Below are 25,222 nucleotides of genomic sequence, written 5' to 3'. Positions count from 1 at the left end.
TCTGCGTCGCCGGCCGGCTGGGCTCGTGTCGGCGACGAGGCGGGGTTTATGTGGGGCGCCCCGGACTGTCAAGCAGCTGATTGAGGAAATGCGACGGTCAAACGACGGTTCTCGGAAACGCCGCTCGAAACACCGAAGGAGAACAGGCGCGTCGCACCGCCGCTGCCGTTGAAGCTCTGGGTCGAGACTTCCTGGCCGCCACCGCACCGGCTTGCGACCCAGGGCTCTGGTATGCCAAATGCCAAAGTGGGCGCTCGATGATACGACGGGGATGAAACGGCGATGCTCAACCGTGCGGGGCATGCGCCGATCCGTCCCGTGGTCCGGTGCACGGATACCCCCATCTGTCAGCCAAAGAGGTGATTGTGCGACGCGCAATGCCCTTGTTTCGCCGGGGGGGCTCGTCTAAGCCTCGCCCGCGCTCAGTCTGGCATTGGAGGAATTCCATCCGGGGGATTCCACGGGCCGGAAGCCGTCGCGAGGGCCGTCGTTCATGATCCTCACGCGCAACCACATGAGAGGTGCGGCATGACCGGCCTATTGGCGGACTACCTGCCGCTCATCATCTTCCTTGGCGTGTCGCTGTTCATCGCGGCGGCGCTGCTGATTGCGCCCTTCATCGTGGCCTATTCGAGCCCCGATCCGGAGAAGCTCTCGGCCTACGAATGTGGTTTCAACGCCTTCGATGACGCGCGCATGAAGTTCGACGTGCGCTTCTATCTCGTGGCGATCCTGTTCATCATCTTCGACCTCGAGGTCGCCTTCCTGTTCCCCTGGGCGATCACCTTCGGGGAACTCGGCTGGTTCGGCTTCTGGTCGATGATGATCTTCCTCGGCGTTCTCACCGTCGGCTTCGTCTACGAGTGGCGCAAGGGCGCCCTCGAATGGGATTAGTGGCGCGGTCCTGCCCGCGTCGTTTCCCTCCCGCTCTCGCTCAGAGGCAGAGATGGCCCTGACTCCGACCTTCTCCCGGGCGCCCGACATCGCGCCGGCGCCCAAAGGGATCATCGATCCCGCGACCGGGCGTCCGATCGGCGCGAACGATCCGACCTTCCTGTCGATCAACGACGAGTTGGCGGATCGCGGCTTCCTCGTCACCAGCGCCGACGAGCTCATCAACTGGGCCCGCACCGGCTCGCTGATGTGGATGACCTTCGGCCTCGCCTGCTGCGCGGTCGAGATGATGCAGATGTCGATGCCGCGCTACGATTGCGAGCGCTTCGGCTTCGCCCCGCGCGGGTCGCCGCGGCAATCCGACGTGATGATCGTCGCCGGCACGCTGACCAACAAGATGGCCCCCGCGCTCCGCAAGGTCTACGACCAGATGCCGGAGCCGCGCTACGTCATCTCCATGGGCTCCTGCGCCAACGGCGGCGGCTACTATCACTACTCCTACTCGGTGGTGCGCGGCTGCGACCGCGTGGTGCCGGTGGATATCTACGTGCCGGGCTGCCCGCCGAGCGCCGAGGCCCTGCTCTACGGCGTCCTGCTGCTGCAGCGGAAGATCCGCCGCATCGGCACGATCGAGCGGTGAGGGAGGGCGCGATGGAGGCGATCACCACCAACGGCATCACACTCCGCCGCACCGTCGCGGCCGCTCAGGGCGAGGACGCCCTGCGGGCCATGGGCGAGCGGATCGCCGGCGCGCTCGGCCCGGCGGTCACCGAATGGGCCATCACCCATGGCGAGCTGACGCTCGTCGTCCAGGGCAGCGACATCGTCTACGCGCTGACCTACCTGCGCGACGAGCCGGCTTGCGCCTTCCGCTGCTTCATCGACATCTGCGGCGTCGATTACCCGCAGCGGGCGCGCCGTTTCGACGTCGTCTACCACCTGCTCTCCTTGCGCCATAACATGCGGGTCCGCGTGAAGGTGCAGACCGACGCCGCGACCCCGGTACCCTCCGCGATCCCGGTCTTCCCGGCAGCCAACTGGTACGAGCGCGAGACCTACGACCTCTACGGCATCCTGTTCTCGGGCCATCCCGATCTGCGCCGGCTGCTCACCGATTACGGTTTCGAGGGCCATCCGCTGCGCAAGGACTTCCCGCTGACCGGCTTCGTCGAGGTCCGCTACGACCAGGACGAGGCCCGGGTGGTCTACGAGCCGGTCAAGCTGACCCAGGAGTTCCGCAACTTCGACTTCCTGTCGCCGTGGGAGGGCACGGACTACGTGCTGCCAGGCGACGAGAAGACGTCGAGCTGAAGGCTGCGGCGATGACCGAACACAACATCCGCAACTTCTCGATCAATTTCGGGCCGCAGCACCCGGCGGCGCACGGCGTGCTGCGCCTCGTGCTCGAACTCGATGGCGAGGTGGTCGAGCGCGTCGATCCGCATATCGGGCTCCTGCACCGGGGCACCGAGAAGCTGATCGAGCACAAGACCTACCTCCAGGCGACGCCCTATTTCGACCGGCTCGACTACGTCGCGCCGATGAATCAGGAGCACGCCTTCTGCCTCGCGATCGAGCGGCTCGCCGGCATCGAGGTGCCGCGCCGCGCCCAGCTCATCCGCACGCTGTTCTGCGAGATCGGGCGGCTGCTCTCCCACCTCCTCAACGTCACCACGCAGGCGATGGACGTCGGCGCGCTGACGCCGCCCCTGTGGGGCTTCGAGGAGCGTGAGAAGCTGATGATCTTCTACGAGCGCGCATCCGGCGCTCGGCTCCACGCCAACTACTTCCGGCCCGGCGGCGTGCATCAGGATCTGCCGCCCGCGCTGATCGACGACATCGAGGCGTTCTGCGATCCGTTCCTGAAGGTGGTCGACGACCTCGACAACCTCGTCATGGCCAACCGCATCTTCAAGCAACGCAACGTCGACATCGGCATCGTTTCGGTGGACGAGGCGATGGCCTGGGGCTTCTCCGGCGTCATGGTGCGCGGCTCGGGCATCCCGTGGGATCTGCGCAAGTCGCAGCCCTACGAACTCTACGAGGAGATGGAGTTCGACATCCCCGTGGGGAAGAACGGCGATACCTACGATCGCCAGGTGATCCGCATGGAAGAGATGCGGGAATCCGTGAAGATCATGCGGCAATGCGTGACCAAGCTGCGTGAGCCCGCCGGCCAGGGCCCGATCGCCTCGATCGACGGCAAGTTCGCGCCCCCGCCGCGCCGGGAGATGAAGCGCTCGATGGAAGCGCTCATCCACCACTTCAAGCTCTATACCGAGGGCTTCCACGTGCCCGAGGGCGAGGTCTACGCTGCGGTCGAAGCGCCCAAGGGCGAGTTCGGCGTCTACCTCGTCTCGGATGGCACCAACAAACCCTACCGCTGCAAGATCCGCGCTCCGGGCTTCGCCCATCTTCAAGCGATGGATTGGATGTGCCGCGGCCACCTGCTCGCCGACGTGTCTTGCGTGCTCGGCACGCTCGACATCGTGTTCGGCGAAGTGGACCGCTGAGGAGACGGGTCGAACGTCATGGCCAATCGCAGGCTAGCCCCCGCCGCCGAGCAGCCCCAGGATTTCGCGTTCACGCCTGAGAACGCGGACTGGGCGCGCGGCCAGATCGCAAAATACCCGGAGGGCCGGCAGGCTTCGGCCGTCATCCCGCTCCTGTGGAAGGCGCAGGAGCAGAATGGCGGCTGGCTGCCGCAGAAGGCGATCGAGGCCGTCGCCGACGAACTCGGCATGCCGCATATCCGCGTGCTGGAAGTCGCGACCTTCTACACGATGTTCGCCCTGGAGCCGGTCGGCCGGTTCTGGATCCAGCTCTGCGGCACCGTGCCGTGCGATTGCTGCGGAGCGAAGGAGCTGAAGGCCGCGCTCCATGAGCGCCTCGGCCCCGCCGGCCACGTCTCGCCGGACGGCAACTTCTCTTGGCTCGAAGTGGAATGCCTCGGCGCATGCTGCAACGCGCCGATGGTCCAGATCAATCAGGACTATTACGAGGACCTGACGCCCGAGAGCCTAAACAAGCTCATGGACGACCTCGCCGCCGGCCGCCCCGTGAAGGTCGGCTCGCAGATCGGCCGGGTGTCCTCAGAGCCCAAGGATGCGGTCAACACCCTAACCGACGAGAGCCTGTTCGACGGCTCCCGCGTCGGTGCCTGGCGCAAGCGCTTCGAGCAAACCGAAGGCGCCGGCGACGAGGGCGTGAAGAAGGACGAGGCCGCCTCGACCGAAGCCCGCGTCAAGGACGAGACCAAGCCGGCCCGTCCCTCGGCCGGGCGCGCCAACGAGTCGAACGCCGTCGATGCGCCCGCCGAGCGGGCGAGCGCGGGTCAGACCCCGGTGAAGTCGGAGGACGAGGCGCAGGCCCGTGACGCGAAGGCGCCGCCCGCCCAGGATCCGGCCGTCGTGGAAGACAAAGTCCTGCGCACCGAGCCGCCGCAGCATCCGGCGACGGTTGGTGCCGGTGACGACGTGCCCGAGGGCGAGAGCCCCGAGGCGCGTGCCGACGCTGCGGGCACCCGGCCGAAGGGGCTCGATGCCCCGCGCGACGACCGTCCGGACGACCTGACCAAGATCAAGGGCATCGGCCCGATCAACGGGCGCCGTCTCAACGATCTCGGCGTCTGGCACTACGATCAGGTCGCCGCCTGGTCGCCGAAGGAAGTCGCTTGGGTGAGCGCCTACCTCGCCCTCCCGGGACGGATCGACCGGGAGAATTGGGTCGGACAGGCGTCCGATCTCGCCGGCAGCAGGGGCTGAGGAGCGGATCATGCTCGCCGATCAGGATCGCATCTTCACCAATCTCTACGGCCTTCACTCGCCGGGGCTGGACGCCGCGAAGAAGCGCGGCGCGTGGGACGGAACCAAGTTCCTCCTCGACATGGGCCGCGACTGGATCATCGACGAGATGAAGGGCTCCGGCCTGCGCGGCCGCGGCGGCGCCGGCTTCCCGACCGGCCTCAAATGGTCGTTCATGCCCAAGAAATCCGACGGGCGCCCGCACTACCTCGTCGTCAACGCCGACGAATCGGAGCCGGGCACCTGCAAGGACCGGGAGATCATGCGGCACGATCCGCATCTCCTGATCGAGGGCTGCCTGCTGGCCTCCTTCGCCATGGGCGCGCATGCCTGCTACATCTACATCCGCGGCGAGTACGTGGCGGAGAAGTTCGCGCTACAGCGCGCAGTGGACGAGGCTTACGAGGCGCGCCTCGTCGGTCCCTCGAACGTCCACGACTACCCGTTCGACATCTACGTCCACCACGGCGCCGGTGCGTATATCTGCGGCGAGGAGACGGCGCTCATCGAGAGCCTTGAGGGCAAGAAGGGGATGCCGCGGCTGAAGCCGCCCTTCCCGGCCAATATGGGCCTCTATGGGTGCCCCACGACGGTCAACAACGTCGAGTCGATCGCGGTGGCCGGCACGATCCTACGCCGCGGCGGCGCGTGGTTCGCGGGGCTCGGCGGCAAGAACAACACCGGCACCAAGCTGTTCTGCGTGTCGGGCCACGTCAACAAGCCCTGCAACGTCGAGGAAGAACTCGGCATCACCTTCCGCGAGCTGATCGACAAGCATTGCGGCGGTATGCGCGGTGGCTGGGACAACCTGCTCTGCTCGATCCCCGGCGGCTCCTCGGTGCCGCTGGTGCCGGCCGAGCAGATCATCGACGCCAAGATGGACTTCGACACCCTGCGCAACCTGGGCTCCGGCCTCGGTACGGCGGCGGTGATCGTGCTCGACAAATCGACCGACATTGTCGGCGCGATCGCCCGCATCTCCTACTTCTACAAGCACGAGAGCTGCGGCCAGTGCACGCCCTGCCGCGAGGGCACCGGCTGGATGTGGCGCGTGCTGACCCGCATGGCTGCCGGCCGGGCGCAGAAGCGCGAGATCGACATGCTCTTGGAAGTCACCAAGCAGGTCGAGGGCCACACGATCTGCGCGCTGGGCGATGCCGCGGCATGGCCGATCCAGGGCCTGATCCGGCACTTCCGGCCCGAGATCGAGAAGCGGATCGACCAGTACAGCGCCAACCCGCACATGGATGCGGTGCCGATGGCGGCGGAGTGAGTGCCGCCCCGATGCTCACCTTCGAGATGACCCGATGACCAAAATCCTCATCGACGGCACCGAGGTCGATGTTCCGGCCGACTACACCCTGCTGCAGGCCTGCGAGATCGCGGGCGCGGAGATCCCGCGCTTCTGCTTCCACGAGCGGCTGTCGATCGCCGGCAATTGCCGCATGTGCCTGGTCGAGCTAAAGGGCGCCCCCAAGCCCGTGGCCTCCTGCGCCTACGCGGTGAAGGATTGCCGACCGGGGCCGAACGGCGAGCCGCCGGAGGTTCTGACGCGCTCAGGGACCACGAAGAAGGCGCGTGAGGGGGTGATGGAGTTCCTCCTCATCAACCACCCGCTCGATTGCCCGATCTGCGACCAGGGCGGCCATTGCGACCTGCAGGATCAGGCGATGGCCTACGGCGTCGACTCGACCCGCTACAGTGAGAACAAGCGGGCGGTCGAGGAGAAGTATATCGGCCCGCTGGTGCGCACGGCGATGAACCGCTGCATCCACTGCACCCGCTGCGTCCGCTTTCTGGCGGAAGTGGCCGGCGTGCCGGATCTCGGCGCAATCGGCCGCGGCGAGGATATGGAGATCACGAGCTACCTCGAAGAGGCGATGGGCTCGGAGCTTCAGGGCAACGTCGCCGATCTCTGCCCCGTCGGCGCGCTGGTGCACAAGCCGCAGAGCTACAATGTGCGCCCGTGGGAGCTGCACAAGACCGAGTCCGTCGATGTGATGGACGCGGTCGGCTCGGCGATCCGCATCGATGCCCGCGGCCGCGAGGTCATGCAGATCGAGCCGCGCATCAGCGAGGAGATCAACGAGGAGTGGATCTCCGACAAGACGCGCCATGTTGTCGATGGTCTGCGGCTTCAGCGCCTCGACCGTCCCTTCCTGCGCGAGAACGGCCGTCTGCGCCCCGCCTCCTGGGGTGAGGCGTTCTCAGCGATCGCCGCCAAGGTGAAGGGCGCCGATCCCAAGCGCGTCGGCGCGCTCGTCGGCGACCTCGCCGGTGCCGAGGAGATCTTCGCCCTCAAGGCGCTGATGGGCTCGCTCGGCGTCACGAACCTCGACGCGCGCCAGACCGGCGAGGCGATCGATCCGGCCTGGGGCCGGGCCGCCTACACCCTCGGCGCGACCATCCCCGGCATCGAGCAGGCGGATGCGATCCTGATCGTCGGCGCCAACCCGCGCACCGAGGCGTCGCTGCTCAACGTGCGCATCCGCAAGCGCTGGCGCATGGCGCCGGTCTCGATCGGCCTGATCCTCGACGAGCAGCCGGACCTGACCTACCCCTACACCTATCTCGGCGCGGGCAACGACACGCTCGACTCCATCGCCAAGGGCGAGCACAGCTTCCTCGACGTGCTGAGACAAGCCCAGCGTCCGCTCGTCATCGTCGGCGAGGGCGGGCTCGGTTCGCTCGCCGCCGCCGCAGCGCTGGCCAAGGCCGTCGGCGCGGTGACCGATGGCTGGAACGGCTTCGGCGTGCTCAACACGGCGGCCGCCCGCGTCGGCGCGCTCGATCTCGGCTTCGTACCGGGGGAGGGGGGCTTGCGCTTCTCGCAGATGCTGGAGCCGGGTGCGCTGGACGTCGTGTTCAATCTCGGCGCCGACGAGCGGGTGATCGGGCCGGGCGCCTTCGTGATCTACCAGGGCACCCACGGCGATGCCGGCGCGAGCCGCGCCGACGTGATCCTGCCGGGCGCGGCCTATACCGAGAAGAGCGCGACCTACGTCAACCTCGAGGGCCGGGTGCAGATGGCCAACCGCGCGGGCTTCCCGCCGGGCGACGCCCGCGAGGATTGGGCGATCCTGCGCGCGCTCTCCGACGTGCTCGGCAAGCGCCTGCCCTACGATTCGCTCGCCGCGTTGCGCAAGGCGATGTATGCCGCCCATCCGCATCTCGCGGCGGTCGGGCAGGTCGAGCCCTCTGATGCGGCTGCAACGCTCGATCGGCTTGCCGCGCTTCCGGCCGCGACGGAGAAGGCGACTTTCTCTTCGCCGGTCGCCGATTTCTACCTCACCAACCCGATCGCCCGCGCCTCGCGGGTGCTCGCCGAGTGTTCCGGCCTCGCCCGAGGCCGTGCCCTCGAAGCGGCGGAATAGGGGACGCCACCGATGACCTTCTGGGAAGTGCTCGGCACCGTCCTGCTGATCGCGTTGAAGAGCTTCGTGCTCCTCGCCGCGCTCCTCGTCTTCATCGCCTACGCGCTGCTGGCCGACCGCAAGATTTGGGCGGCGGTGCAGTTGCGCCGCGGCCCGAACGTGGTCGGGCCCTGGGGTCTGTTCCAGTCCTTTGCCGACTTGCTCAAGTTCGTTCTGAAGGAGCCGGTGATCCCGGCGGGCGCCAACAAGGCGATCTTCCTGCTGGCGCCGCTGGTCTTCGCGATGCTGGCGCTGGCGTCCTGGGCGGTGATCCCGCTCGCCGACGGCTGGGCGATCGCCGACATCAATGTCGGCATCACCTACATTTTCGCGATCTCGTCGCTCGGCGTCTACGGCGTCATCATGGGCGGCTGGGCCTCGAACTCGAAATACGCCTTCCTCGGCGCGCTCCGCTCGGCCGCGCAGATGATCTCCTACGAAGTCTCGCTCGGCTTCGTCATCATCTGCGTGCTGCTCTGCGCCGGCTCGCTCAACCTCTCGCGCATCGTGATGGCGCAGGACACGGCGCTCGGCCTGTTCGGCTGGTACTGGCTCTGGCTGTTCCCGATGTTCGGCGTGTTCTTCGTCTCGGCTTTGGCCGAGACCAACCGCCCGCCCTTCGATCTGCCTGAGGCCGAGTCGGAGCTCGTGGCGGGTTACATGGTCGAGTATTCCTCCACCCCGTACCTGCTGTTCATGCTCGGCGAGTACGTGGCGATCATGACCATGTGCGCGCTCGGCACGGTCCTGTTCCTCGGCGGCTGGCTCTCGCCGATCCCGTTCGTGCCCTTCACCTGGGTGCCCGGCGTGATCTGGTTCACGCTGAAGGCCAGCTTCCTGTTCTTCATGATCGCCATGGTGAAAGCCATGGTACCCCGCTACCGCTATGACCAGCTCATGCGGCTCGGCTGGAAGGTCTTCCTCCCGCTCTCGCTGATCTCGGTCATCGTCGTCGCCTTCGTCCTCAAGCTCACCGGACTCGCGCCGGGCGCCTGAGCCATCCCTTGTGAGGTCGCCTTTCCGTCACGCGAGCGGGTCATACCTTCGCGCGGCAAGGCTTCCAACGAATCGGAGATCGCGCCGTGAAGCTCGATCAGGTCGCCAGAAGCCTCCTCCTGAAGGAGTTCGTGTCGGGGTTCTTCCTCGCCATGAAATACTTCTTCAAGCCGAAGGCTACGATCAATTACCCCTTCGAGATGGGCCATCGCGGGCCGCGTTTCCGCGGTGAGCACGCCCTGCGCCGTTATCCCAACGGCGAAGAGCGCTGCATCGCCTGCAAGCTCTGCGAGGCGATCTGCCCGGCCCAGGCCATCACCATCGAGGCGGGGCCGCGCCGCAACGACGGCACGCGGCGCACCACGCGCTACGACATCGACATGGTGAAGTGCATCTATTGCGGCATGTGCCAGGAAGCCTGCCCGGTGGATGCCATCGTCGAGGGGCCGAACTTCGAGTTCTCGGTCGAGACCCGTGAGGAGCTGCTCTACGACAAGCAGAAGCTCCTCGAGAACGGCGATCGCTGGGAACGCGAGATCGCCCGCAACATCGCGGTCGACGCGCCTTACCGCTAGTTCGGCCGCCGACATCGGTTGTGCGCCGCACAGCCCAGTTCTATAGAGCATCGTCCCGAACGGCGGCTTCCGGCCTTCGGAAAAGGACGATGCGGAAACAGGAACCTAGCGCCTCGCTCTCGATGCGCTAGACGGGCCGCCGCCTGCGGCCGAGGGTCCACCGAGGCAGAAGGGAGCCGCTCGCTTGGGCGGCCGATGCTGAAAATCGCATGACCGCAGCCGCCGCCTTCTTCTATCTCTTCGCGGGCTTCGCCGTGGCCTCGGGCTTCATGGTGATCGCTGCCAGGAACCCCGTCACCTCGGTGTTGTTCCTGATCCTCGCCTTCGTGAACGCCGCCGGGCTGTTCGTGCTGATGGGCGCCGAATTCCTGGCGATGATCCTCGTCGTCGTCTATGTCGGCGCCGTCGCGGTGCTGTTCCTCTTCGTCGTGATGATGCTCGACGTGGACTTCGCCGCCCTCCGCCAGGGCTTCCAGCGCTACCTGCCGATCGGTGGGTTGATCGGCGCGATCTTCCTGATCGAGCTGGTCCTCGTCGTCGGCACCTGGACCATCGATCCGGGCCTCGTTCAGGCGCCGCTCGGCCGTGCCGCCCACGGTGAGACCGCCACCAACACCGAGGCGTTGGGCCGGGTGCTCTACACGGACTACGTCTACGCCTTCCAGATCGCCGGCCTGATCCTGCTGGTGGCGATGATCGGGGCCATCGTGCTCACCCTGCGCGAGCGCACCGGCGTGAAACGCCAGAACATCACCGTGCAGAACGCCCGCACGCAGGGCATGGCGGTCGATACCATCAAGGTGCCCTCGCGGCAGGGCGTGGAGGTCTGAGGCCGATGATCGGATTGAGCCACTACCTGACGGTTGCCGCGATCCTGTTCACGCTCGGCGTGCTCGGCATCTTCATCAACCGCAAGAACGTCATCGTCATCCTGATGTCGGTCGAGCTGATCCTGCTCGCCGTGAACATCAACCTCGTCGCCTTCTCGACCCACCTCAACGACATCACCGGACAGGTCTTCGCCCTGTTCGTGCTGACGGTCGCCGCGGCCGAGGCTGCGATCGGCCTCGCGATCCTGGTGGTGTTCTTCCGCAACCGCGGCTCCATCGCCGTCGAGGACGTGAGCATGATGAAGGGCTGACGCTCCCTCCGAGAGAGCCCCGACCCTTCGTCCGCCTGCTGCGAGGCACGACCGACCCATGTATCACGCGATCGTCTTTTTCCCGCTCATTGGCGCCTTGATCGCCGGCCTGTTCGGCCGGTTCATCGGAGCGCGGATGAGCGAGCTCGTGACGACGGGCTGCCTCGCCTTCGCGGCGCTGCTCTCTTGGGGGGCGTTCTTCCTCGTCACCGGCGACGGGCAGGCGAAGACCGAGCAGGTCGTCCAGTGGTTCAGCGCCGGTGACCTCGTGGTCGATTGGGCCTTCAAGGTCGATACGCTGACCGCGGTGATGCTGGTGGTCGTGACCTCGGTCTCGACCCTCGTGCACCTCTACTCCATCGGCTACATGCACGAGGATCCGCACCGGCCGCGCTTCTTCGCCTACCTGTCGCTGTTCACCTTCGCCATGCTGATGCTGGTGACGGCCGACAACCTCGTGCAGATGTTCTTCGGCTGGGAGGGCGTCGGCCTCGCCTCCTACCTCCTGATCAGCTTCTGGTACGAGAAGCCCTCGGCCAACGCCGCGGCGATGAAAGCCTTCATCGTCAACCGCGTCGGCGATTTCGGCTTCTCGCTCGGCATCTTCCTCGTCTTCGTCCTGACCGGCTCGGTCGGCTTCGACGCGATCTTCGCCAAGGCCCCGGAGCTGAAGGACGCGAGTTTCCACTTCCTCGGCCATGACTGGCACGCTCTGACGCTGGCCTGCCTGCTCCTGTTCATGGGCGCGATGGGCAAGTCGGCGCAGTTCCTGCTGCACACTTGGCTCCCCGACGCGATGGAGGGCCCGACCCCGGTCTCCGCGCTGATCCACGCCGCCACCATGGTGACGGCCGGCGTGTTCATGGTCGCGCGCCTGTCGCCGCTGTTCGAGCTGGCCCCGACCGCGCTCACCGTCGTCACGGTCATCGGCGGCATCACCGCCTTCTTCGCGGCGACCGTCGGCCTCGTGCAGAACGACATCAAGCGGGTCATCGCCTACTCGACCTGCTCGCAACTCGGCTACATGTTCGTCGGCCTCGGCGTCGGCGCCTACGCCACGGGCGTGTTCCACCTCTTCACCCACGCCTTCTTCAAGGCGCTGCTGTTCCTCGGTGCCGGCTCGGTCATCCACGCGATGCACCACGAGCAGGACATGCGGAACATGGGGGGGCTACGCCGCTACATCCCCTTCACCACGGCGATGATGACGATCGGCACCATCGCGCTGATCGGCTTCCCTTTCACCTCAGGCTACTACTCGAAGGATGCGATCATCGAGGCGGCCTACATGTCGGACCGCCCCGGCCACGTGCTGGCGTTCCTCGCCACCGTGATCGCCGCGCTGATGACCTCGTTCTACTCCTGGCGCCTGTTCTTCCTCACCTTCGAGGGACCACAGCGCTGGGTGGCGAATGGCGCCCATGGTCACGACGACCATGCCCACGCCGCTACGGCGCACGCGGCGGACGGCGCGCCGGGACACCACGAGGGCGTCGCCCACGACGATCAAGGCCACGACGTCGAGCCCGCTTCGCACAGCGCGATCGAGCACCACGACGACCATGCCCACACGCCGCACGAGAGCCCGCTCGTGATGACGATCCCTCTGGCGATCCTGGCTTTCGGTGCGCTGTTCGCCGGCCTGATCTTCAAGGAGCGCTTCATCGGGCACGACATGGACAAGTTCTGGGGCAACGCGCTCCCGCACGGGTCCGGCAACGACATCATGCACAAGATCCACGACGCGCCGGGCTGGGTCGCCGCCTCGCCCTTCGTGATGCTGGTGCTCGGCTTCCTGCTGGCCTTCTGGATGTATCTGCGCCGGCCCGATCTGCCGCATCGCCTCGCGGAGTCGCAGCCGATCCTGTACCGCTTCCTGCTCAACAAGTGGTACTTCGACGAGATCTACGACCGGATCTTCGTGCGGCCGGCCAAGAACTTCGGCCTGTTCCTCTGGAAGGAGGGTGACGGGCGCGTCATCGACGGCCTCGGCCCCGACGGCATCTCGGCTCGGGTGGTCGACATCACCCGCGGCGTGGTCCGCTTCCAGACCGGCTACGTCTACCACTACGCCTTCGTGATGCTCGTCGGGGTCGCCGGCCTGATCACGTGGTACCTCGTCTCCGGCGTGCCTGGGGGGACCCATTGATGCTCGGCCTCGGCATACTCTCCGGGCTTCTGATCGTCCCGCTTGCGGGCGCCGCCTTCATCCTGACGCTGGGTGAGGAGACGGCGGCCGTGAAGCGCAACGCCCGCTGGGCGGCGCTGATCACGACGATCGTCACCTTCCTGCTCTCGCTGGCCGCCTGGGCCCGTTACGACATCGCCTCCCCGAGCTTCCAGCTCATCGAGAGCCATGCCTGGCTCGCCGAAACGATCCGGTTCAAGCTCGGCGTCGACGGCTTCTCGATGCCGCTGATCCTGCTGACCACCTTCCTGATGCCGTTCTGCATCGGGGCGTCGTGGCTCTCGGTCGAGAACCGGGTGAAGGAGTACTTCGTCGCCTTCCTCGTCCTTGAGACGACGATGATCGGCGTGTTCTGCGCCCTCGATCTCGTCCTGTTCTACCTGTTCTTCGAGGCAGGCCTGATCCCGATGTTCCTCATCATCGGCATCTGGGGCGGCAAGCGGCGCATCTACGCCAGCTTCAAGTTCTTCCTCTACACCCTGCTCGGCTCGGTGCTGATGCTGCTCGCCATCATGGCGATGTACTGGGAGGCTTGCACCACCGACATCCCGACGCTGCTGGCGCACCGCTTCCCCGTGCACATGCAGACCTGGCTCTGGCTCGCCTTCTTCGCCTCCTTCGCGGTGAAGATGCCGATGTGGCCGGTCCATACCTGGCTCCCCGACGCCCACGTCGAGGCGCCGACCGCGGGCTCGGTGATCCTGGCGGGTATCCTGCTGAAGATGGGCGGCTACGGCTTCATCCGGATATCACTGCCGATGCTGCCGGACGCCTCCACGGAGTTCGCGCCGCTGGTCTTCGCGCTCTCGGTGATCGCGATCATCTTCACCTCGCTCACCGCGATGATGCAGACCGACATCAAGAAGCTGATCGCCTACTCATCGGTGGCGCATATGGGCTTCGTGACGCTCGGCCTGTTCACCCTGAATGAGCAGGGCATCCAGGGCGCGCTGTTCCTGATGATCTCGCACGGCATCGTCTCGGGGGCGCTCTTCCTCTGCGTCGGCGTCGTCTACGACCGGATGCACACCCGCGAAATCGCGGCCTATGGCGGCCTCGTGAAGCGGATGCCGCTCTACGCCGCCGCGATGATGGTCTTCACCATGGCCAATGTCGGCCTTCCCGGCACGTCGGGCTTCGTCGGCGAGTTCCTGGCGATGATGGGGGCCTTCAAGGCCAATCCGACGGTCGCCTTCTTCTCGGTGTTCGGCATCATCCTCTCGGCGGGCTACGCGCTGTGGCTCTACGCCCGGGTGATCTACGGGAAGCTCGACAAGCCCAACCTCCAGGGCATCCTCGACCTCGACACCCGTGAGAAGATCATCATCGCGCCGCTCGTCGCGCTGACGATCTGGTACGGCGTCCACCCGGCGCCCGTGCTCGACACCTTCGCGCCGTCCACCGAGGCGCTGGTGCAGAACATGCGCGGGGCGCTTGCCAACACGCAGACCGCCGAGGCCGCCGCCAAGGCCGCGAAATCCGCCGCCGCGGAGAAGACGGCCGCCCTCGAGTCCCAGAAAACCGTCGAGGCCGCCGCGCGATGACCCCGATCCAGTCCGTCCTGCCGGCGATCACGCCGGTCCTGCCGGAGATCGTCCTGAGCGTCGGCGCTCTGCTGCTCGTCCTCTACGGGGCGTGGCGCGGCGAGCGCTCGTCCGAGGGCGTCAATGTCGGCGCGCTGATCCTGCTGATCTTCACCTTCTTCCTCGTCGTCTCCCAGACGGGCAGCGTGACGACGTTGAACGGCGCCTTCATCGCCGATCCCTTCGCACGGATCATGAAGGCGCTGATCCTGATCGGCTCGGCGGCGACCATCCTGCTGTCTCGCGACTATTTCCAGCGCGAGCGCATCGACCGGTTCGAGTACCCGATCCTGATCGTGCTCTGCACCATCGGCATGCTGGTCATGGCCTCGGCCAACGACCTCATCTCGCTCTATCTCGGGCTGGAGCTGCAATCGCTTGCGGCCTACGTCATCGCCGCCTTCCACCGCGACGACGTGAAGTCCACGGAAGCCGGCCTGAAGTACTTCGTGCTCGGCGCGCTCTCCTCGGGCATGCTGCTCTACGGCGCCTCGCTGGTCTACGGCTTCACGGGCACCGTCTCCTTCCCCGGCATCGTCACGGCGCTCGACGGCCCGTCGAGCTTCGGCATCGTGCTCGGCATCGTGTTCGTGGCCGCCGGCGTCGCCTTCAAGCTCGCGGCCGTGCCGTTCCATATGTGGACGCCGGACGTCTACGAGGGCTCGCCGACGCCGGTCACCGCCTTCTTCGGCTCCGCGCCGAAGATCGCCGCCATGGCGATGACGGTGCGCGTCTTCATCGGCGCCTTCCCCGACGTCACGGCGGTCTGGCAGCAGATCATCGTGTTCATTTCGATCGCCTCGATGGCGCTCGGCTCGTTCGCCGCGATCGGCCAGCGCAACATCAAGCGCCTGATGGCCTATTCCTCCATCGGCAATGTCGGCTACGCCCTGATCGGCCTCGCGGCCGGCTCGGAGGAGGGCATCCGCGGCGTGGTGATCTACATGATCATCTACCTCGCGATGACGCTCGGGGCCTTCGCGGTGCTGCTCTCCATGCGCCGCAAGGATCAGATGTTCGAGACGATCGACGATCTCTCGGGCCTCTCGCGCACCCATCCGTGGCTGGCCTTCTGCCTGGCCGCGATGATGTTCTCGCTCGCCGGCATTCCGCCGCTCGCCGGGTTCTTCGCCAAGTTCTACGTCTTCGCCGCCGCCATCAAGGCCGGCCTCGTGACGCTCGCCGTCGTCGGCGTGGTGACCTCGGTCGTCGGTGCCTTTTACTACCTGCGCCTCGTCAAGGTGATGTACTTCGACGAGCCCAAGGCGCCCTACGAGCGGATCCCGCCGGGCTCGGCCATCGTGCTCGGCGTGTCGAGCGCGGTCGTGGTGCTGTTCTTCCTCATCCCGGCCCCGCTGGTCTCGGCAGCCGGCGACGCTGCCAAATCGCTGTTCTGAGGTTGCTGTTCTGAGGCGGATGCAGTTCCGGCTGAGTCCGGCGGCCCGGTCCGAGGGACACCGGCTCCACAGCCACGACCGGCTCGACTCGACCAACAGCGAGGCCATGCGCCTCGCCCATGGCGGCGAGACCGGCCCGCTCTGGGTCGCGACCCATCGCCAGGAGGCGGGCCGCGGCCGACGCGGCAACGCCTGGACCTCGCCGGAGGGCAACCTCGCCGCGAGCCTGCTGATGCCGGTAGCCGGTGTGGCGCCGGACATGGTCGCGACGCTGGGCTTCGTGGCCGGCGTGGCACTGGTGGACGCCTTACGCGATGCGTGCAGGCCAGCCCAATCCCCGCACGCGGAGCCTGAGGGTGCGCCGCTGCCGCACGGTCTTGCTCCGGCCTCGGCCACCATCCATCTGAAATGGCCCAACGACGTCCTCGCCGAGGGCAAAAAGCTCGCCGGCATCCTGTTGGAAGCCGAGACGCTCCCCGGCGGGCGGCGGGCGGTGGTGGTGGGTTTCGGCGTCAACGTCGCGGCCGCGCCGGACGGTTTGCCCTATCCGGCGGCGGCGCTGAGCGCTTTTTCCGCGGCGGATGCGCCGATGCTGCTCGAATTCCTGTCGGAACGGTTTGTCGAAGCCGTCCGGATCTGGAACAAGGGGCGCGGATTCTCGAATATCCGGCGGCGGTGGCTGGAGCGCGCGGCGGGGGTAGGCGCCCCCGTGTCGGTTCGCATGGCCGAGGCTACGCTGACGGGCATCTTTGAAACGATCGACGAGGGGGGGCGGCTCGTGATCCTCGCCCCGGACGGAACCCGACGAACCGTGACGGCGGGCGAGGTGCATTTCGGAAGTGCCGCGACGGCGGCCTGAGACTGGATAGACGAACAAGATGACGACACGGCAGGACGAACTCGTCTTCGTGCCGCTCGGCGGCGTGGGCGAGATCGGCATGAATGCGGGCCTCTACGGGATCGGACCCGAGAAGCAGCGCAAATGGATCATGGTCGATTGCGGAATGGGCTTTGCCGGCGAGGAGGGATTGCCCGGCATCGACCTGATGTTCCCCGATCTCACCTTCATCGAGGAGCGCAAGAAGGACCTTCTCGCGATCTTCATCACCCACGCGCACGAGGACCATATCGGCGCGATCTCCGAGCTGTGGCCGCGCATCAAGGCGCCGGTCTACGCTACGCGGTTCGCCAAGAACCTGCTCGAGACCCGCCGCCTCTCCGAGCCCGGCGCGCCGAAGGTGGATCTCCGCGAGATCAAGCCGGGCCGGCGCGTGACCGTCGGGCCGTTCGAGATCGAGTTCGTGCCGGTGGCGCACTCGATCCCGGAATCGAACGCGGTGGCGATCCGCACCGAGCACGGCCTCGTGCTCCATACCGGCGACTGGAAGCTCGACGACACCCCGGTGGCCGGCGACTCGACCTCCCCAGAGGCGTTCACGGCGCTTGGCGACGAGGGCATCCTCGCCCTCATCTGTGACTCCACCAACGTGCTGCGCGAGGGCCGCTCGCCGAGCGAGTCCGAGGTCTCCGCGACCCTGCACAAGCTGATCGAGAATGCGCCCCACCGCGTGGCGGTGACGACCTTCGCCTCCAACGTCGCGCGCATCCGTGCCGTGGCGGAAGCGGCGCAGGCCTGCGGGCGTCAGGTGATCGCCGTCGGCCGCGCCATGGACCGGGTGATCGATGTCGCCCGCGAATGCGGTTACCTCGACGGACTGCCGGACTTCCTCTCGGCCGAGTCCTACTCCCACATCCCGCGCGACAAGGTGGTCTGCCTGCTCACCGGTTCGCAGGGTGAGCCGCGGGCGGCGATGTCGCGGGTCTCGCGCCACGACCATCCGGCGATCTCGCTCACGGCCGGCGACCGGGTGATCTTCTCGTCGCGCGCCATTCCCGGCAATGAGCGCGATGTCGGCTCCATCATCAACGACCTGATCGAGGACGGCATCGAGGTCATCACCGACCGCACCGAACTCGTCCACGTCTCCGGCCATCCCCGCCGCGAGGAGATGGTGACGATGTATTCCTGGGCGCGGCCGAAGGCCGTGGTTCCGGTGCACGGCGAGGCTTTGCATCTCGACGAGCATGCGCGCTTTGCCCGTTCGCAGGGCGTCGAGTCAGTGGTGAAGGCCCGCAACGGCGCGGTGGTCCGCCTCGCGCCGGGCAAGCCGGAGGTGGTCGAGCATGTCCGCGCCGGGCGGCTCTACAAGGATGGCAACGTCCTCATCGATTCCAAGGACCGGGCGATCCCTGAGCGGCGCAAGCTCTCGCAGACGGGCATCGTCTCGGTGGCCATCGCCATCGACGAGCGTGGTGAGGTGATCGGCGATCCGGCGGTCGACATCATGGGCCTGCCCAATCGCGGCCGGAGCGGCGAGCCGCTGCTCGACACCGTGGTCGATACGGTCAACCGCACCCTCAACGGCCTGTCGCGCGGCAAGATGAAGGATTCGGAGGCCGTCGAGAACGCGGTCGATCGCGCCGTGCGCTCGGCCGTCAACGAGGCCTGGGGCAAGAAGCCCGCCTGCCACGTGCAGGTGGTCGAGGTGTGATCGCGGCGCGCCCGCTTCGCCTCGGCGAGCGGGCGCGCATTGTGAGCAAGCGCGACTGTTCCGGAGAGAGCGGCGCGCGGGATCGCATCCATCACGCCGGGCTCAGGATGGCCGGGCGTGATGTTCGAGACAACAGGGAGGCAGCAATGATCGGACGGCTCAATCACGTCGCCATCGCGGTGAAGGATCTCGACGCGGCGACGGCGGTCTACCGCGATACGCTCGGCGCCAAGGTGACCGAGCCGCTGCCGCAGCCGGAGCACGGCGTGACGGTGGTGTTCGTGGAACTGCCCAACAGCAAGGTCGAGCTGATGTCGCCGCTGGGCGAGAACTCGACCATCCAGGGCTTCGTCGACAAGAACCCGGCCGGCGGCATCCACCATGTCTGCTACGAGGTCGAGGACATCATCGCTGCCCGCGACCAGATGAAGGCGGCCGGCGCCCGTGTGCTCGGCACCGGCGAGCCGCGGATCGGTGCGCACGGCAAGCCGGTGATCTTCCTCCACCCCAAGGACTTCCTGGGGACGCTGGTGGAGCTGGAGCAGGTCTGAGGGACGGTTGCCCGTTCCCATCGATCGATCGGTCGGGCATTGGCCCGGCCGTTTCATGCCGTTTTGAAAATGATGACCCGCTTGTCCCTTCGCACCCTGACCGCCTCGACCCCGCTGACCCTTCTGACGGTGGCCCTTCTGACGGCGCTGTTCGCGACGGTGGCCGTGAAGGGGTTCGAGCTGACGGTGTTCGGCGCGCTGGCGCTCTACTTCGTGCTGTGGTGGACCTTCCTGTTCGCGATCCTGCCGCTGGGCAATGCCGCCGAGGCCGATCCGCAGCGGCTGGTGCCGGGCCAGGATCCGGGGGCGCCCGCGAGCCCGCGCCTGCGTGAGAAGGCGTTGCTGACGACGCTTCTGGCCGCCATCGCATTCTTCGCGGCGCTTCTGATCTTCCCGCTCGCCCGCCTGTAAAGGCGACAGGGCGCTCCGGAGTAGAGGAAAGCCGCGCTCAAGAAGAGGCTCAGTCCAAAAACAAAAAGCAAGGCACAAGGCCTTGCTTTGGATAACCGAAGTATTTTTCAGCCTGATTTATGTCGCGCATTGCTTGCGGCGCGTTGGCTGATTGTTCCTCCCAAGACCCGGACCGTGCGCTGCCTCGTGGGCTGCGACCATCACGGCGCTGCTTATAGGAAGAACATTTCCCTTTGTCATCAGGCGAGAGAGGGTTCGCGGCGCTTTTTTGCAAGCGACGCGTCAAACAGCCTCCACGGTTCGTCGAGAACGCTGCACGCCGCTGCTTCGCCGGCTTCGTTCCGCCGCATTGCCGGCCGACCCTGTGTTCGCAGGGCGCTTGTGTTTTGCGGGGGCAATGTGTTGTGTGCCTCCGCACGCTGGCCTAGCTCCTCTCCGGCTGCGCCCGCCCGCTTCCAAGGTCGAACGATGCGTCTCTCCCGCTACTTCCTGCCGATCCTGCGCGAGACGCCGAAGGAAGCGGAGATCATCTCGCACCGGCTGATGCTGCGCGCCGGCATGATCCGCCAGGAGGCGGCCGGCATCTATGCGTGGCTGCCGCTGGGTCTGCGCGTCCTCAACAAGGTCTGCGACGTGATCCGCGCCGAGCAGGACCGCGCGGGCGCCATCGAGATCCTGATGCCGACGATCCAGGCCGCCGACCTCTGGCGCGAATCCGGCCGCTACGAGGCCTACGGCAAGGAGATGCTGCGCCTGAAGGACAGGCACGAGCGCGAATTGCTCTACGGGCCGACCGCGGAAGAGGTCGTCACCGAGATCTTCCGGGCCAGCACCCGCTCCTACAAGGATCTGCCGAAGAACCTCTACCAGATCTCGTGGAAGTTCCGCGACGAGGTGCGCCCGCGCTTCGGCACCATGCGCTCGCGCGAGTTCCTGATGAAGGACGGCTACTCGTTCGACATCGATCAGGCCGCGGCACGCCACTCCTACAACAAGGTCTTCGTCTCCTACCTCCGGACCTTCGAGACGCTCGGCCTGCGGGCGATCCCGATGCGCGCCGATACGGGGCCGATCGGCGGCGATCTCAGCCACGAGTTCATCATCCTCGCCAAGACCGGTGAGAGCGAGGTCTTCTGCGATCAGGCCTATCTCGACATGCCGGTGCCGCCGCCTTCCGTCGATTTCGACGACGTGGCCGGGCTGCAGGGCGTCGTCGATGCCTGGACCTCGCACTACGCCGCCACCGACGAGATGCATGACGAGGCGGTCTTCGCCGAGGTGCCGGAGGCCTCGCGCCTCTCCGCCCGCGGCATCGAGGTCGGCCATATCTTCTATTTCGGCACCAAGTACTCGACCCCGATGAAGGCGGTCGTCACCGGCCCCGACGGAAGCGAGCGCCCGGTCCATATGGGCTCTTACGGCATCGGCCCGAGCCGGCTCGTGGCCGCGACCATCGAGGCGAGCCATGACGAGGCCGGCATCATCTGGCCGGACGCGATCGCTCCCTTCGACGTGGCGCTGATCAACCTCAAGGTCGGGGATGGCGCCTGCGACACGGCCTGCGCCGAGATCCAGGCGGCCTTGGAGACGGCGGGCCTGTCGGTGCTCTACGACGACCGCGACGAGCGGCCGGGCGCCAAATTCGCCACCGCCGACCTGATCGGCCTGCCCTGGCAGGTGATCGTCGGCCCGAAGGGTCTGGCCGAGGGCAAGATCGAGCTGAAGCGCCGCGCCAGCGGGGAGCGCGAGACCCTCGATTCCGTCGATCTTCCCGCCCGCATCCGGCGCCTCTGAGGACCGGCCGCGATGGCGCTTGCGTTGGGTAAGGCCGGTGTCTCCTTGAAAGGCGTCCTCGCACGGCTGAAGAACGCCCGCGCGAGCGCTTCCACGCCGCCCTTCGCGGGGTTCGAGTGGATCATTGCCGGCCGCTATCTGCGGGCCCGCCGCCGGGGCGGCGGCGTCTCGGTAGTGGCCCTGTTCTCGGTGCTCGGCATCGCGGTGGGTGTGGCCACGCTCATCATCGTGCTCTCGGTGATGAACGGCTTCCGCTCGGAACTGCGCTCCAAGATCATCGGGCTCAACGGCCACGTCTTCGCCGCGCCGATCGACCGGCTCTTCACCGACTACGTCGATCTCTCCGACCGGCTCGAAAAGGTCGCGGGCGTGCGCGCCGTGGTGCCGATGGTGCAGGGGCAGGCCTTTGCCTCCTCGCCCTATGGCGGCTCCGGCGTGCTGGTGCGTGGCGTGCGCGAGGCCGACCTGCCGAAGATCCCCGCCGTTTCCGGCGCGATCAAGGGTGGGACGCTCGAAGGCTTCGACGATGGCCAGGGGGTGGCGCTCGGCAAGCGGCTCGCCGATTCCCTCGGTCTCCAAGCGGGCGATCAGGTGACGCTCTCGACGCCGAAGGGCGCGAGCACGCCGTTCGGCACCGCGCCGCGCACCAAGACCTACGCCGTCAAGGCGATCTTCGAGATCGGCGTGACCGATTTCGACACCACCATGGCCTTCATGCCGCTGGCCGAGGCGCAGGCCTTCTTCAACCGCGACGGCGATGTGAGCGTGATCGAGATCTATCTCGAGAATGCCGACGCGGTGGGCGAGATGCGTGAACCGCTCGAAATGGCGGCCGAGCGCCCGGTGCTGCTCACCGACTGGCGCCAGACCAACCGCACCTTCTTCGGGGCGCTTGAGGTGGAGCGGAACGTGATGTTCCTGATCCTCAACCTCATCGTCATCGTGGCGACCCTCAACATCATCTCGGGCCTGATCCTGCTCGTGCGCGACAAGTCCTCGGACATCGCGATCCTGCGCACGATGGGGGCGACACCGGGCACGATCATGCGGGTCTTCCTCATCAACGGGGCGCTGATCGGCCTCGTCGGCACGGCGATCGGGCTGATCGGCGGCGTGCTGTTCACGCTCAACATCAAGCCGATCCAGCGCACCCTGTTTCCCACCGCCTGGGACCCCACCGTGCGCTTCCTCGCCGAGATCCCGGCCGAGATGAACACGAGCGAGGTCGTCATCATCGTGATCACCTCGGTGCTGCTGTCGCTGGCGGCGACCCTCTATCCCTCCTGGCGCGCCGCCCGGCTCGATCCGGTGCAGGCCCTGCGCTACGGCTGACGGAACGCCCTCGATATGGCTCAGACGAATGCCGGCGGCGCCCAGCCCGTGCCGGCCCTGTTCTTCGCGGGCGTCCAGCGCCGCTACCACCAAGGCGAGGGGACGCTCGAAATCCTGCGCGGCACCGATCTCGCGATCTGGCCAGGCGAGTTGGTCGCCCTGGTCGCGCCGTCGGGCGCGGGCAAATCGACCCTGCTCCACGTCGCCGGCCTGTTGGAGCGGCCGGATGGCGGCGAGGTCTATATCGGCGGCCAGCCGACGGCCGGCATGTCGGATGGCGAGCGCACCCGTCTGCGGCGCGAGGAGATGGGCTTCGTCTACCAGTTCCACCACCTGCTGCCGGAGTTCTCGGCGCTGGAGAACGTGGTGCTGCCGCAGCTCATCCGCGGCTTGGCCCGCAAGGAGGCGGAAGCGCGCGCCGCCGAACTGCTCGGCTTTCTCGGCCTGAAGGAACGGCTGCCGCATCGCCCGGCCGAATTGTCGGGCGGCGAGCAGCAGCGCGTCGCCATCGCCCGTGCGGTTGCCAACGGACCCCGCCTGCTGCTCGCCGACGAGCCGACGGGCAACCTCGACCCCCAGACCGCGGGCCGAGTCTTCAGCATCCTGCTCCAGCTCGTGCGCGCCTCCGGCCTCGCGGCGCTGATCGCGACCCACAACATGGACCTCGCCGCCCGCATGGATCGCCGCGTGACGATCCGCGACGGGATGATCGAGCAGTTGGCATAGGGCGGGGATCGGAAACGTCCGGCCGCGGATGCGTCGGTGCGCGTGATCCCGTTTCCGACGATTTCGCCCCGGGCCACCGCAATCACCTCGCCGACGCGCGCGGATCGCGACAAGCGGCGTCGTCCCGATCGAGGGCGCGGGGCACCTGTCGGCAAAGCGGTCTTATTCAGGAAAGGGGCCGAGCGCGGCTTTGTGAGGGCTACAGCCCGAGGCCGGGGATCGCCTGGGAGAGCCAAGCGAAGGCGCCCATGACGCTGGCGAACAGGGTGTAGACGAAGCCGATCGAGATCCCGACGCCAACGCCGCCGATCAGCAGCCCGATCAGCACCACGAATCCGTCGCGTTCCACCAGCCCGAGTCCGATCAGCGAGACTGCGAGCCCGAGCGGGATCTGGCCGAAGAAGGGCGGGGCCACGATGAGCGCCAGCGACAGCGCGAGGATCAGCACGCCCATGCCGCGCATGCCGATGGCCCCGTCGAACACGGTCAGGCGCGGGCGCGACCAGCGCTCCAGCCGGCGCAGCAGGGGCACCGCCCGCTTCACCGCCTTCGCCACCGTCTCGCGGGCGATCGATTGATCGAGCAGCCGCCGCGGCAGCCACGGGGACGACATCCCGGCCACGATCTGGATGGCGATGACGAGCAGAACCACACCGCAGATCAGCGGAATCGGCGGCGGCATCGGCAGGCAGTTGGGCAGGCCGAGCAGAACCACGAGCAGCGCGAAGGCGCGATCCCGCAGCACAGCGATGATATCGCCGACGGTCAGACGCTCGCTCTCCTGGCTCGCGAGCATGGTGAGAACGTCGGAAGTGCGCGCAGCGGAGGACAAACCGGCTCGGCCGTTGGTTTTTTCGGTAAGCGCGGCTCTAGCCCAACCCGGCTCATCCGCCAAGCGTCGCCACGGGTGCGCGCGTGCCGTGCCACACGGGGCCCGCCCACGTTCAGGTTGTCGCAATCATCGTGCTCATTATTTCAAGTAAATCCACACGACGAACTTATCCTAAGTTGTAAATTTCTCTTAACCACGGCCATCTGCTGTGACAACCATTGGTCGTTCCGCCGATTCCTGCGCGACCTCCCATGTCGAAACGCGCATCCTCTCGTAATGGCTCGCGCCGCCCGGCCTTGTCCCGGCGGGCCTCACGCCGTCGCGCCCTCGCTGTCGTTGTTCCGGCCGTCATCCTCGCTTGTGGCCCGGCCCGCGGTGACGATGCGACCCTCCGGACGGTCCTGTTCGGCAGCATGGAGGCCGGCCCGTCCGCCTTTTCCGCAGCCGGAGCGAAGCTCGTCTTCGATCGGTTCGACCGCGATGGCCCCGTCGCCCTGGTGACGGCCGGGGGCGGCGTGCGGCCGGAAGGCGGAGGCGGCATGCCGGTTCTGATGCGCTTTACCGCCCTCGGGGCCGCCCTCGGCGGCTATCAGTTCATCCGGGAATGGGGGGCGGTGACGGTGTTCGCCGGCCCCGAAGCCTCCTGGGAGGCGCTGTCCGGCCCCGGCTTCGTCCAGGCGCTTCCCCTGCGGGCGGGTTTTCGCCTGCACGGCGAGGTCTGGGCGCGGCCGACCGAGACGACGCTGGCGACCGCGACGGTGATCCTCGGCTCGGCCCGCGGCGACGCTTATATCCGGCTGTCCTGGGGTGCTGCCTTGTTCGGCGCGTATCTCGGCCCCGAGGCGGCCGTCTACGGCGACCGGACCGATTACCGGAAATGGAGCGTCGGACTGCACATCACCGACTACGCGATGGGGGACTACCGCTTCCGCATCTCCGCCGGAGGCCAGCTCGAGACGCCGCTCAACCAGTGGAGCCCCTACGTCTCCCTCGCTGTCTGGAGCGCGCTTTAGAACCTTGTCCCGAAAGCCGCC

23 protein-coding genes are annotated in these 25,222 nt (G+C 67.0%); 22 read left to right on the top strand and 1 reads right to left on the bottom strand.

Translation table 11 applies throughout. The annotated features are described in order from the left end of the window. Nucleotides 1–528: 528 nt before the first annotated feature. The 21 genes from ASF53_RS24115 (at nucleotide 529) to ASF53_RS24015 (ending at nucleotide 23,356) form a co-directional block, all read left to right on the top strand. A complete protein-coding gene (locus ASF53_RS24115) occupies nucleotides 529–894 on the top strand; it encodes an NADH-quinone oxidoreductase subunit A (RefSeq protein WP_015821657.1) in 366 nt (121 codons plus the stop codon). A gap of 52 nt (nucleotides 895–946) precedes the next feature. Further along, complete coding sequence (locus ASF53_RS24110; protein WP_003598199.1) at nucleotides 947–1,534, top strand: NuoB/complex I 20 kDa subunit family protein; 588 nt, start codon at nucleotides 947–949, stop codon at nucleotides 1,532–1,534. Nucleotides 1,535–1,545: 11 nt separating this feature from the next. Then, the gene (locus ASF53_RS24105; RefSeq protein ID WP_056205059.1) at nucleotides 1,546–2,205 is read left to right on the top strand and encodes an NADH-quinone oxidoreductase subunit C; all 660 of its coding nucleotides are present in this window, start codon (nucleotides 1,546–1,548) and stop codon (nucleotides 2,203–2,205) included. Nucleotides 2,206–2,216: 11 nt separating this feature from the next. Next, nucleotides 2,217–3,407: an NADH-quinone oxidoreductase subunit D gene (locus ASF53_RS24100; RefSeq protein WP_015950019.1), complete on the top strand. Its 1,191-nt coding sequence runs from the start codon at nucleotides 2,217–2,219 to the stop codon at nucleotides 3,405–3,407. A gap of 18 nt (nucleotides 3,408–3,425) precedes the next feature. Then, the gene (gene nuoE, locus ASF53_RS24095) at nucleotides 3,426–4,658 is read left to right on the top strand and encodes an NADH-quinone oxidoreductase subunit NuoE (RefSeq protein WP_056205057.1); all 1,233 of its coding nucleotides are present in this window, start codon (nucleotides 3,426–3,428) and stop codon (nucleotides 4,656–4,658) included. Nucleotides 4,659–4,668: 10 nt separating this feature from the next. Beyond that, nucleotides 4,669–5,970: an NADH-quinone oxidoreductase subunit NuoF gene (gene nuoF / locus ASF53_RS24090; RefSeq protein WP_056205049.1), complete on the top strand. Its 1,302-nt coding sequence runs from the start codon at nucleotides 4,669–4,671 to the stop codon at nucleotides 5,968–5,970. Between the two features lie 34 nt (nucleotides 5,971–6,004). Further along, nucleotides 6,005–8,071 carry an NADH-quinone oxidoreductase subunit NuoG gene (gene nuoG / locus ASF53_RS24085; RefSeq protein ID WP_056205046.1) on the top strand — a complete coding sequence of 689 codons (2,067 nt, stop codon included), beginning with the start codon at nucleotides 6,005–6,007 and terminating at the stop codon, nucleotides 8,069–8,071. 12 nt (nucleotides 8,072–8,083) lie between these two features. Beyond that, nucleotides 8,084–9,106 (top strand): NADH-quinone oxidoreductase subunit NuoH, encoded by a 1,023-nt coding sequence (gene nuoH, locus ASF53_RS24080; RefSeq protein ID WP_003598188.1) that lies wholly within the window; start codon nucleotides 8,084–8,086, stop codon nucleotides 9,104–9,106. A gap of 86 nt (nucleotides 9,107–9,192) precedes the next feature. Beyond that, a complete protein-coding gene (nuoI, locus tag ASF53_RS24075; protein ID WP_056205043.1) occupies nucleotides 9,193–9,681 on the top strand; it encodes an NADH-quinone oxidoreductase subunit NuoI in 489 nt (162 codons plus the stop codon). 209 nt (nucleotides 9,682–9,890) lie between these two features. After that, nucleotides 9,891–10,511: an NADH-quinone oxidoreductase subunit J gene (locus ASF53_RS24070; protein ID WP_056205041.1), complete on the top strand. Its 621-nt coding sequence runs from the start codon at nucleotides 9,891–9,893 to the stop codon at nucleotides 10,509–10,511. 5 nt (nucleotides 10,512–10,516) lie between these two features. Beyond that, nucleotides 10,517–10,822, top strand: a complete 306-nt coding sequence (gene nuoK / locus ASF53_RS24065; protein WP_003598182.1) for an NADH-quinone oxidoreductase subunit NuoK — start codon at nucleotides 10,517–10,519, stop codon at nucleotides 10,820–10,822. Nucleotides 10,823–10,880: 58 nt separating this feature from the next. Continuing rightward, complete coding sequence (gene nuoL, locus ASF53_RS24060; protein ID WP_056205038.1) at nucleotides 10,881–12,971, top strand: NADH-quinone oxidoreductase subunit L; 2,091 nt, start codon at nucleotides 10,881–10,883, stop codon at nucleotides 12,969–12,971. Then, on the top strand, nucleotides 12,971–14,554 hold the full coding sequence (locus ASF53_RS24055) for an NADH-quinone oxidoreductase subunit M (protein WP_056205035.1): 1,584 nt from the start codon (nucleotides 12,971–12,973) through the stop codon (nucleotides 14,552–14,554). Before nuoL ends, ASF53_RS24055 begins: the two co-directional genes overlap by 1 nt. Next, complete coding sequence (gene nuoN / locus ASF53_RS24050; RefSeq protein ID WP_056205033.1) at nucleotides 14,551–15,990, top strand: NADH-quinone oxidoreductase subunit NuoN; 1,440 nt, start codon at nucleotides 14,551–14,553, stop codon at nucleotides 15,988–15,990. The genes ASF53_RS24055 and nuoN overlap by 4 nt, the downstream gene beginning before the upstream one ends. A 19-nt stretch (nucleotides 15,991–16,009) precedes the next feature. Further along, a complete protein-coding gene (locus ASF53_RS24045; protein WP_056205031.1) occupies nucleotides 16,010–16,849 on the top strand; it encodes a biotin--[acetyl-CoA-carboxylase] ligase in 840 nt (279 codons plus the stop codon). 19 nt (nucleotides 16,850–16,868) lie between these two features. Next, the gene (locus ASF53_RS24040; RefSeq protein WP_056205022.1) at nucleotides 16,869–18,542 is read left to right on the top strand and encodes a ribonuclease J; all 1,674 of its coding nucleotides are present in this window, start codon (nucleotides 16,869–16,871) and stop codon (nucleotides 18,540–18,542) included. A 146-nt stretch (nucleotides 18,543–18,688) separates the two neighbouring features. Further along, nucleotides 18,689–19,093, top strand: a complete 405-nt coding sequence (gene mce, locus ASF53_RS24035) for a methylmalonyl-CoA epimerase (RefSeq protein ID WP_003598176.1) — start codon at nucleotides 18,689–18,691, stop codon at nucleotides 19,091–19,093. A gap of 72 nt (nucleotides 19,094–19,165) precedes the next feature. Continuing rightward, complete coding sequence (locus tag ASF53_RS24030; RefSeq protein WP_056205020.1) at nucleotides 19,166–19,504, top strand: DUF1467 family protein; 339 nt, start codon at nucleotides 19,166–19,168, stop codon at nucleotides 19,502–19,504. A 468-nt stretch (nucleotides 19,505–19,972) separates the two neighbouring features. Next, nucleotides 19,973–21,298 carry a proline--tRNA ligase gene (gene proS, locus ASF53_RS24025; RefSeq protein ID WP_056205017.1) on the top strand — a complete coding sequence of 442 codons (1,326 nt, stop codon included), beginning with the start codon at nucleotides 19,973–19,975 and terminating at the stop codon, nucleotides 21,296–21,298. Between the two features lie 12 nt (nucleotides 21,299–21,310). After that, entirely contained in the window at nucleotides 21,311–22,630 is a 1,320-nt protein-coding gene (locus ASF53_RS24020; RefSeq protein WP_056205014.1) for a lipoprotein-releasing ABC transporter permease subunit, read from the top strand. Nucleotides 22,631–22,645: 15 nt separating this feature from the next. After that, entirely contained in the window at nucleotides 22,646–23,356 is a 711-nt protein-coding gene (locus ASF53_RS24015; protein ID WP_003598168.1) for an ABC transporter ATP-binding protein, read from the top strand. A 199-nt stretch (nucleotides 23,357–23,555) separates the two neighbouring features. Here ASF53_RS24015 and ASF53_RS24010 read toward each other — a convergent pair whose 3' ends face one another. After that, the gene (locus ASF53_RS24010; protein WP_286134693.1) at nucleotides 23,556–24,188 is read right to left on the bottom strand and encodes an exopolysaccharide biosynthesis protein; all 633 of its coding nucleotides are present in this window, start codon (nucleotides 24,186–24,188) and stop codon (nucleotides 23,556–23,558) included. A 251-nt stretch (nucleotides 24,189–24,439) separates the two neighbouring features. Between ASF53_RS24010 and bcsS the strand changes: the two genes are divergently transcribed. Then, the gene (bcsS, locus tag ASF53_RS27055; protein ID WP_056205011.1) at nucleotides 24,440–25,201 is read left to right on the top strand and encodes a cellulose biosynthesis protein BcsS; all 762 of its coding nucleotides are present in this window, start codon (nucleotides 24,440–24,442) and stop codon (nucleotides 25,199–25,201) included. Nucleotides 25,202–25,222: the final 21 nt, after the last annotated feature.

The organism is Methylobacterium sp. Leaf123, assembly GCF_001423405.1.
Taxonomy (GTDB): domain Bacteria; phylum Pseudomonadota; class Alphaproteobacteria; order Rhizobiales; family Beijerinckiaceae; genus Methylobacterium.
The sequence above is the reverse complement of the archived record's forward strand: the minus strand, read 5'-3'. Positions and strand labels throughout refer to the sequence as shown.

Excerpts from the sequence above, each read along its gene's own strand:
- ASF53_RS24115 (WP_015821657.1), top strand. The coding sequence starts at position 529 with ATGACCGGCCTATTGGCGGACTACCTGCCGCTCATCATCTTCCTTGGC.
- ASF53_RS24110 (WP_003598199.1), top strand. The coding sequence starts at position 947 with ATGGCCCTGACTCCGACCTTCTCCCGGGCGCCCGACATCGCGCCGGCG.
- ASF53_RS24105 (WP_056205059.1), top strand. The coding sequence starts at position 1,546 with ATGGAGGCGATCACCACCAACGGCATCACACTCCGCCGCACCGTCGCG.
- ASF53_RS24100 (WP_015950019.1), top strand. The coding sequence starts at position 2,217 with ATGACCGAACACAACATCCGCAACTTCTCGATCAATTTCGGGCCGCAG.
- nuoE (WP_056205057.1), top strand. The coding sequence starts at position 3,426 with ATGGCCAATCGCAGGCTAGCCCCCGCCGCCGAGCAGCCCCAGGATTTC.
- nuoF (WP_056205049.1), top strand. The coding sequence starts at position 4,669 with ATGCTCGCCGATCAGGATCGCATCTTCACCAATCTCTACGGCCTTCAC.
- nuoG (WP_056205046.1), top strand. The coding sequence starts at position 6,005 with ATGACCAAAATCCTCATCGACGGCACCGAGGTCGATGTTCCGGCCGAC.
- nuoH (WP_003598188.1), top strand. The coding sequence starts at position 8,084 with ATGACCTTCTGGGAAGTGCTCGGCACCGTCCTGCTGATCGCGTTGAAG.
- ASF53_RS24070 (WP_056205041.1), top strand. The coding sequence starts at position 9,891 with ATGACCGCAGCCGCCGCCTTCTTCTATCTCTTCGCGGGCTTCGCCGTG.
- nuoK (WP_003598182.1), top strand. The coding sequence starts at position 10,517 with ATGATCGGATTGAGCCACTACCTGACGGTTGCCGCGATCCTGTTCACG.
- nuoL (WP_056205038.1), top strand. The coding sequence starts at position 10,881 with ATGTATCACGCGATCGTCTTTTTCCCGCTCATTGGCGCCTTGATCGCC.
- ASF53_RS24055 (WP_056205035.1), top strand. The coding sequence starts at position 12,971 with ATGCTCGGCCTCGGCATACTCTCCGGGCTTCTGATCGTCCCGCTTGCG.
- nuoN (WP_056205033.1), top strand. The coding sequence starts at position 14,551 with ATGACCCCGATCCAGTCCGTCCTGCCGGCGATCACGCCGGTCCTGCCG.
- ASF53_RS24045 (WP_056205031.1), top strand. The coding sequence starts at position 16,010 with ATGCAGTTCCGGCTGAGTCCGGCGGCCCGGTCCGAGGGACACCGGCTC.
- ASF53_RS24040 (WP_056205022.1), top strand. The coding sequence starts at position 16,869 with ATGACGACACGGCAGGACGAACTCGTCTTCGTGCCGCTCGGCGGCGTG.
- mce (WP_003598176.1), top strand. The coding sequence starts at position 18,689 with ATGATCGGACGGCTCAATCACGTCGCCATCGCGGTGAAGGATCTCGAC.
- ASF53_RS24030 (WP_056205020.1), top strand. The coding sequence starts at position 19,166 with ATGACCCGCTTGTCCCTTCGCACCCTGACCGCCTCGACCCCGCTGACC.
- proS (WP_056205017.1), top strand. The coding sequence starts at position 19,973 with ATGCGTCTCTCCCGCTACTTCCTGCCGATCCTGCGCGAGACGCCGAAG.
- ASF53_RS24020 (WP_056205014.1), top strand. The coding sequence starts at position 21,311 with ATGGCGCTTGCGTTGGGTAAGGCCGGTGTCTCCTTGAAAGGCGTCCTC.
- ASF53_RS24015 (WP_003598168.1), top strand. The coding sequence starts at position 22,646 with ATGGCTCAGACGAATGCCGGCGGCGCCCAGCCCGTGCCGGCCCTGTTC.
- bcsS (WP_056205011.1), top strand. The coding sequence starts at position 24,440 with ATGTCGAAACGCGCATCCTCTCGTAATGGCTCGCGCCGCCCGGCCTTG.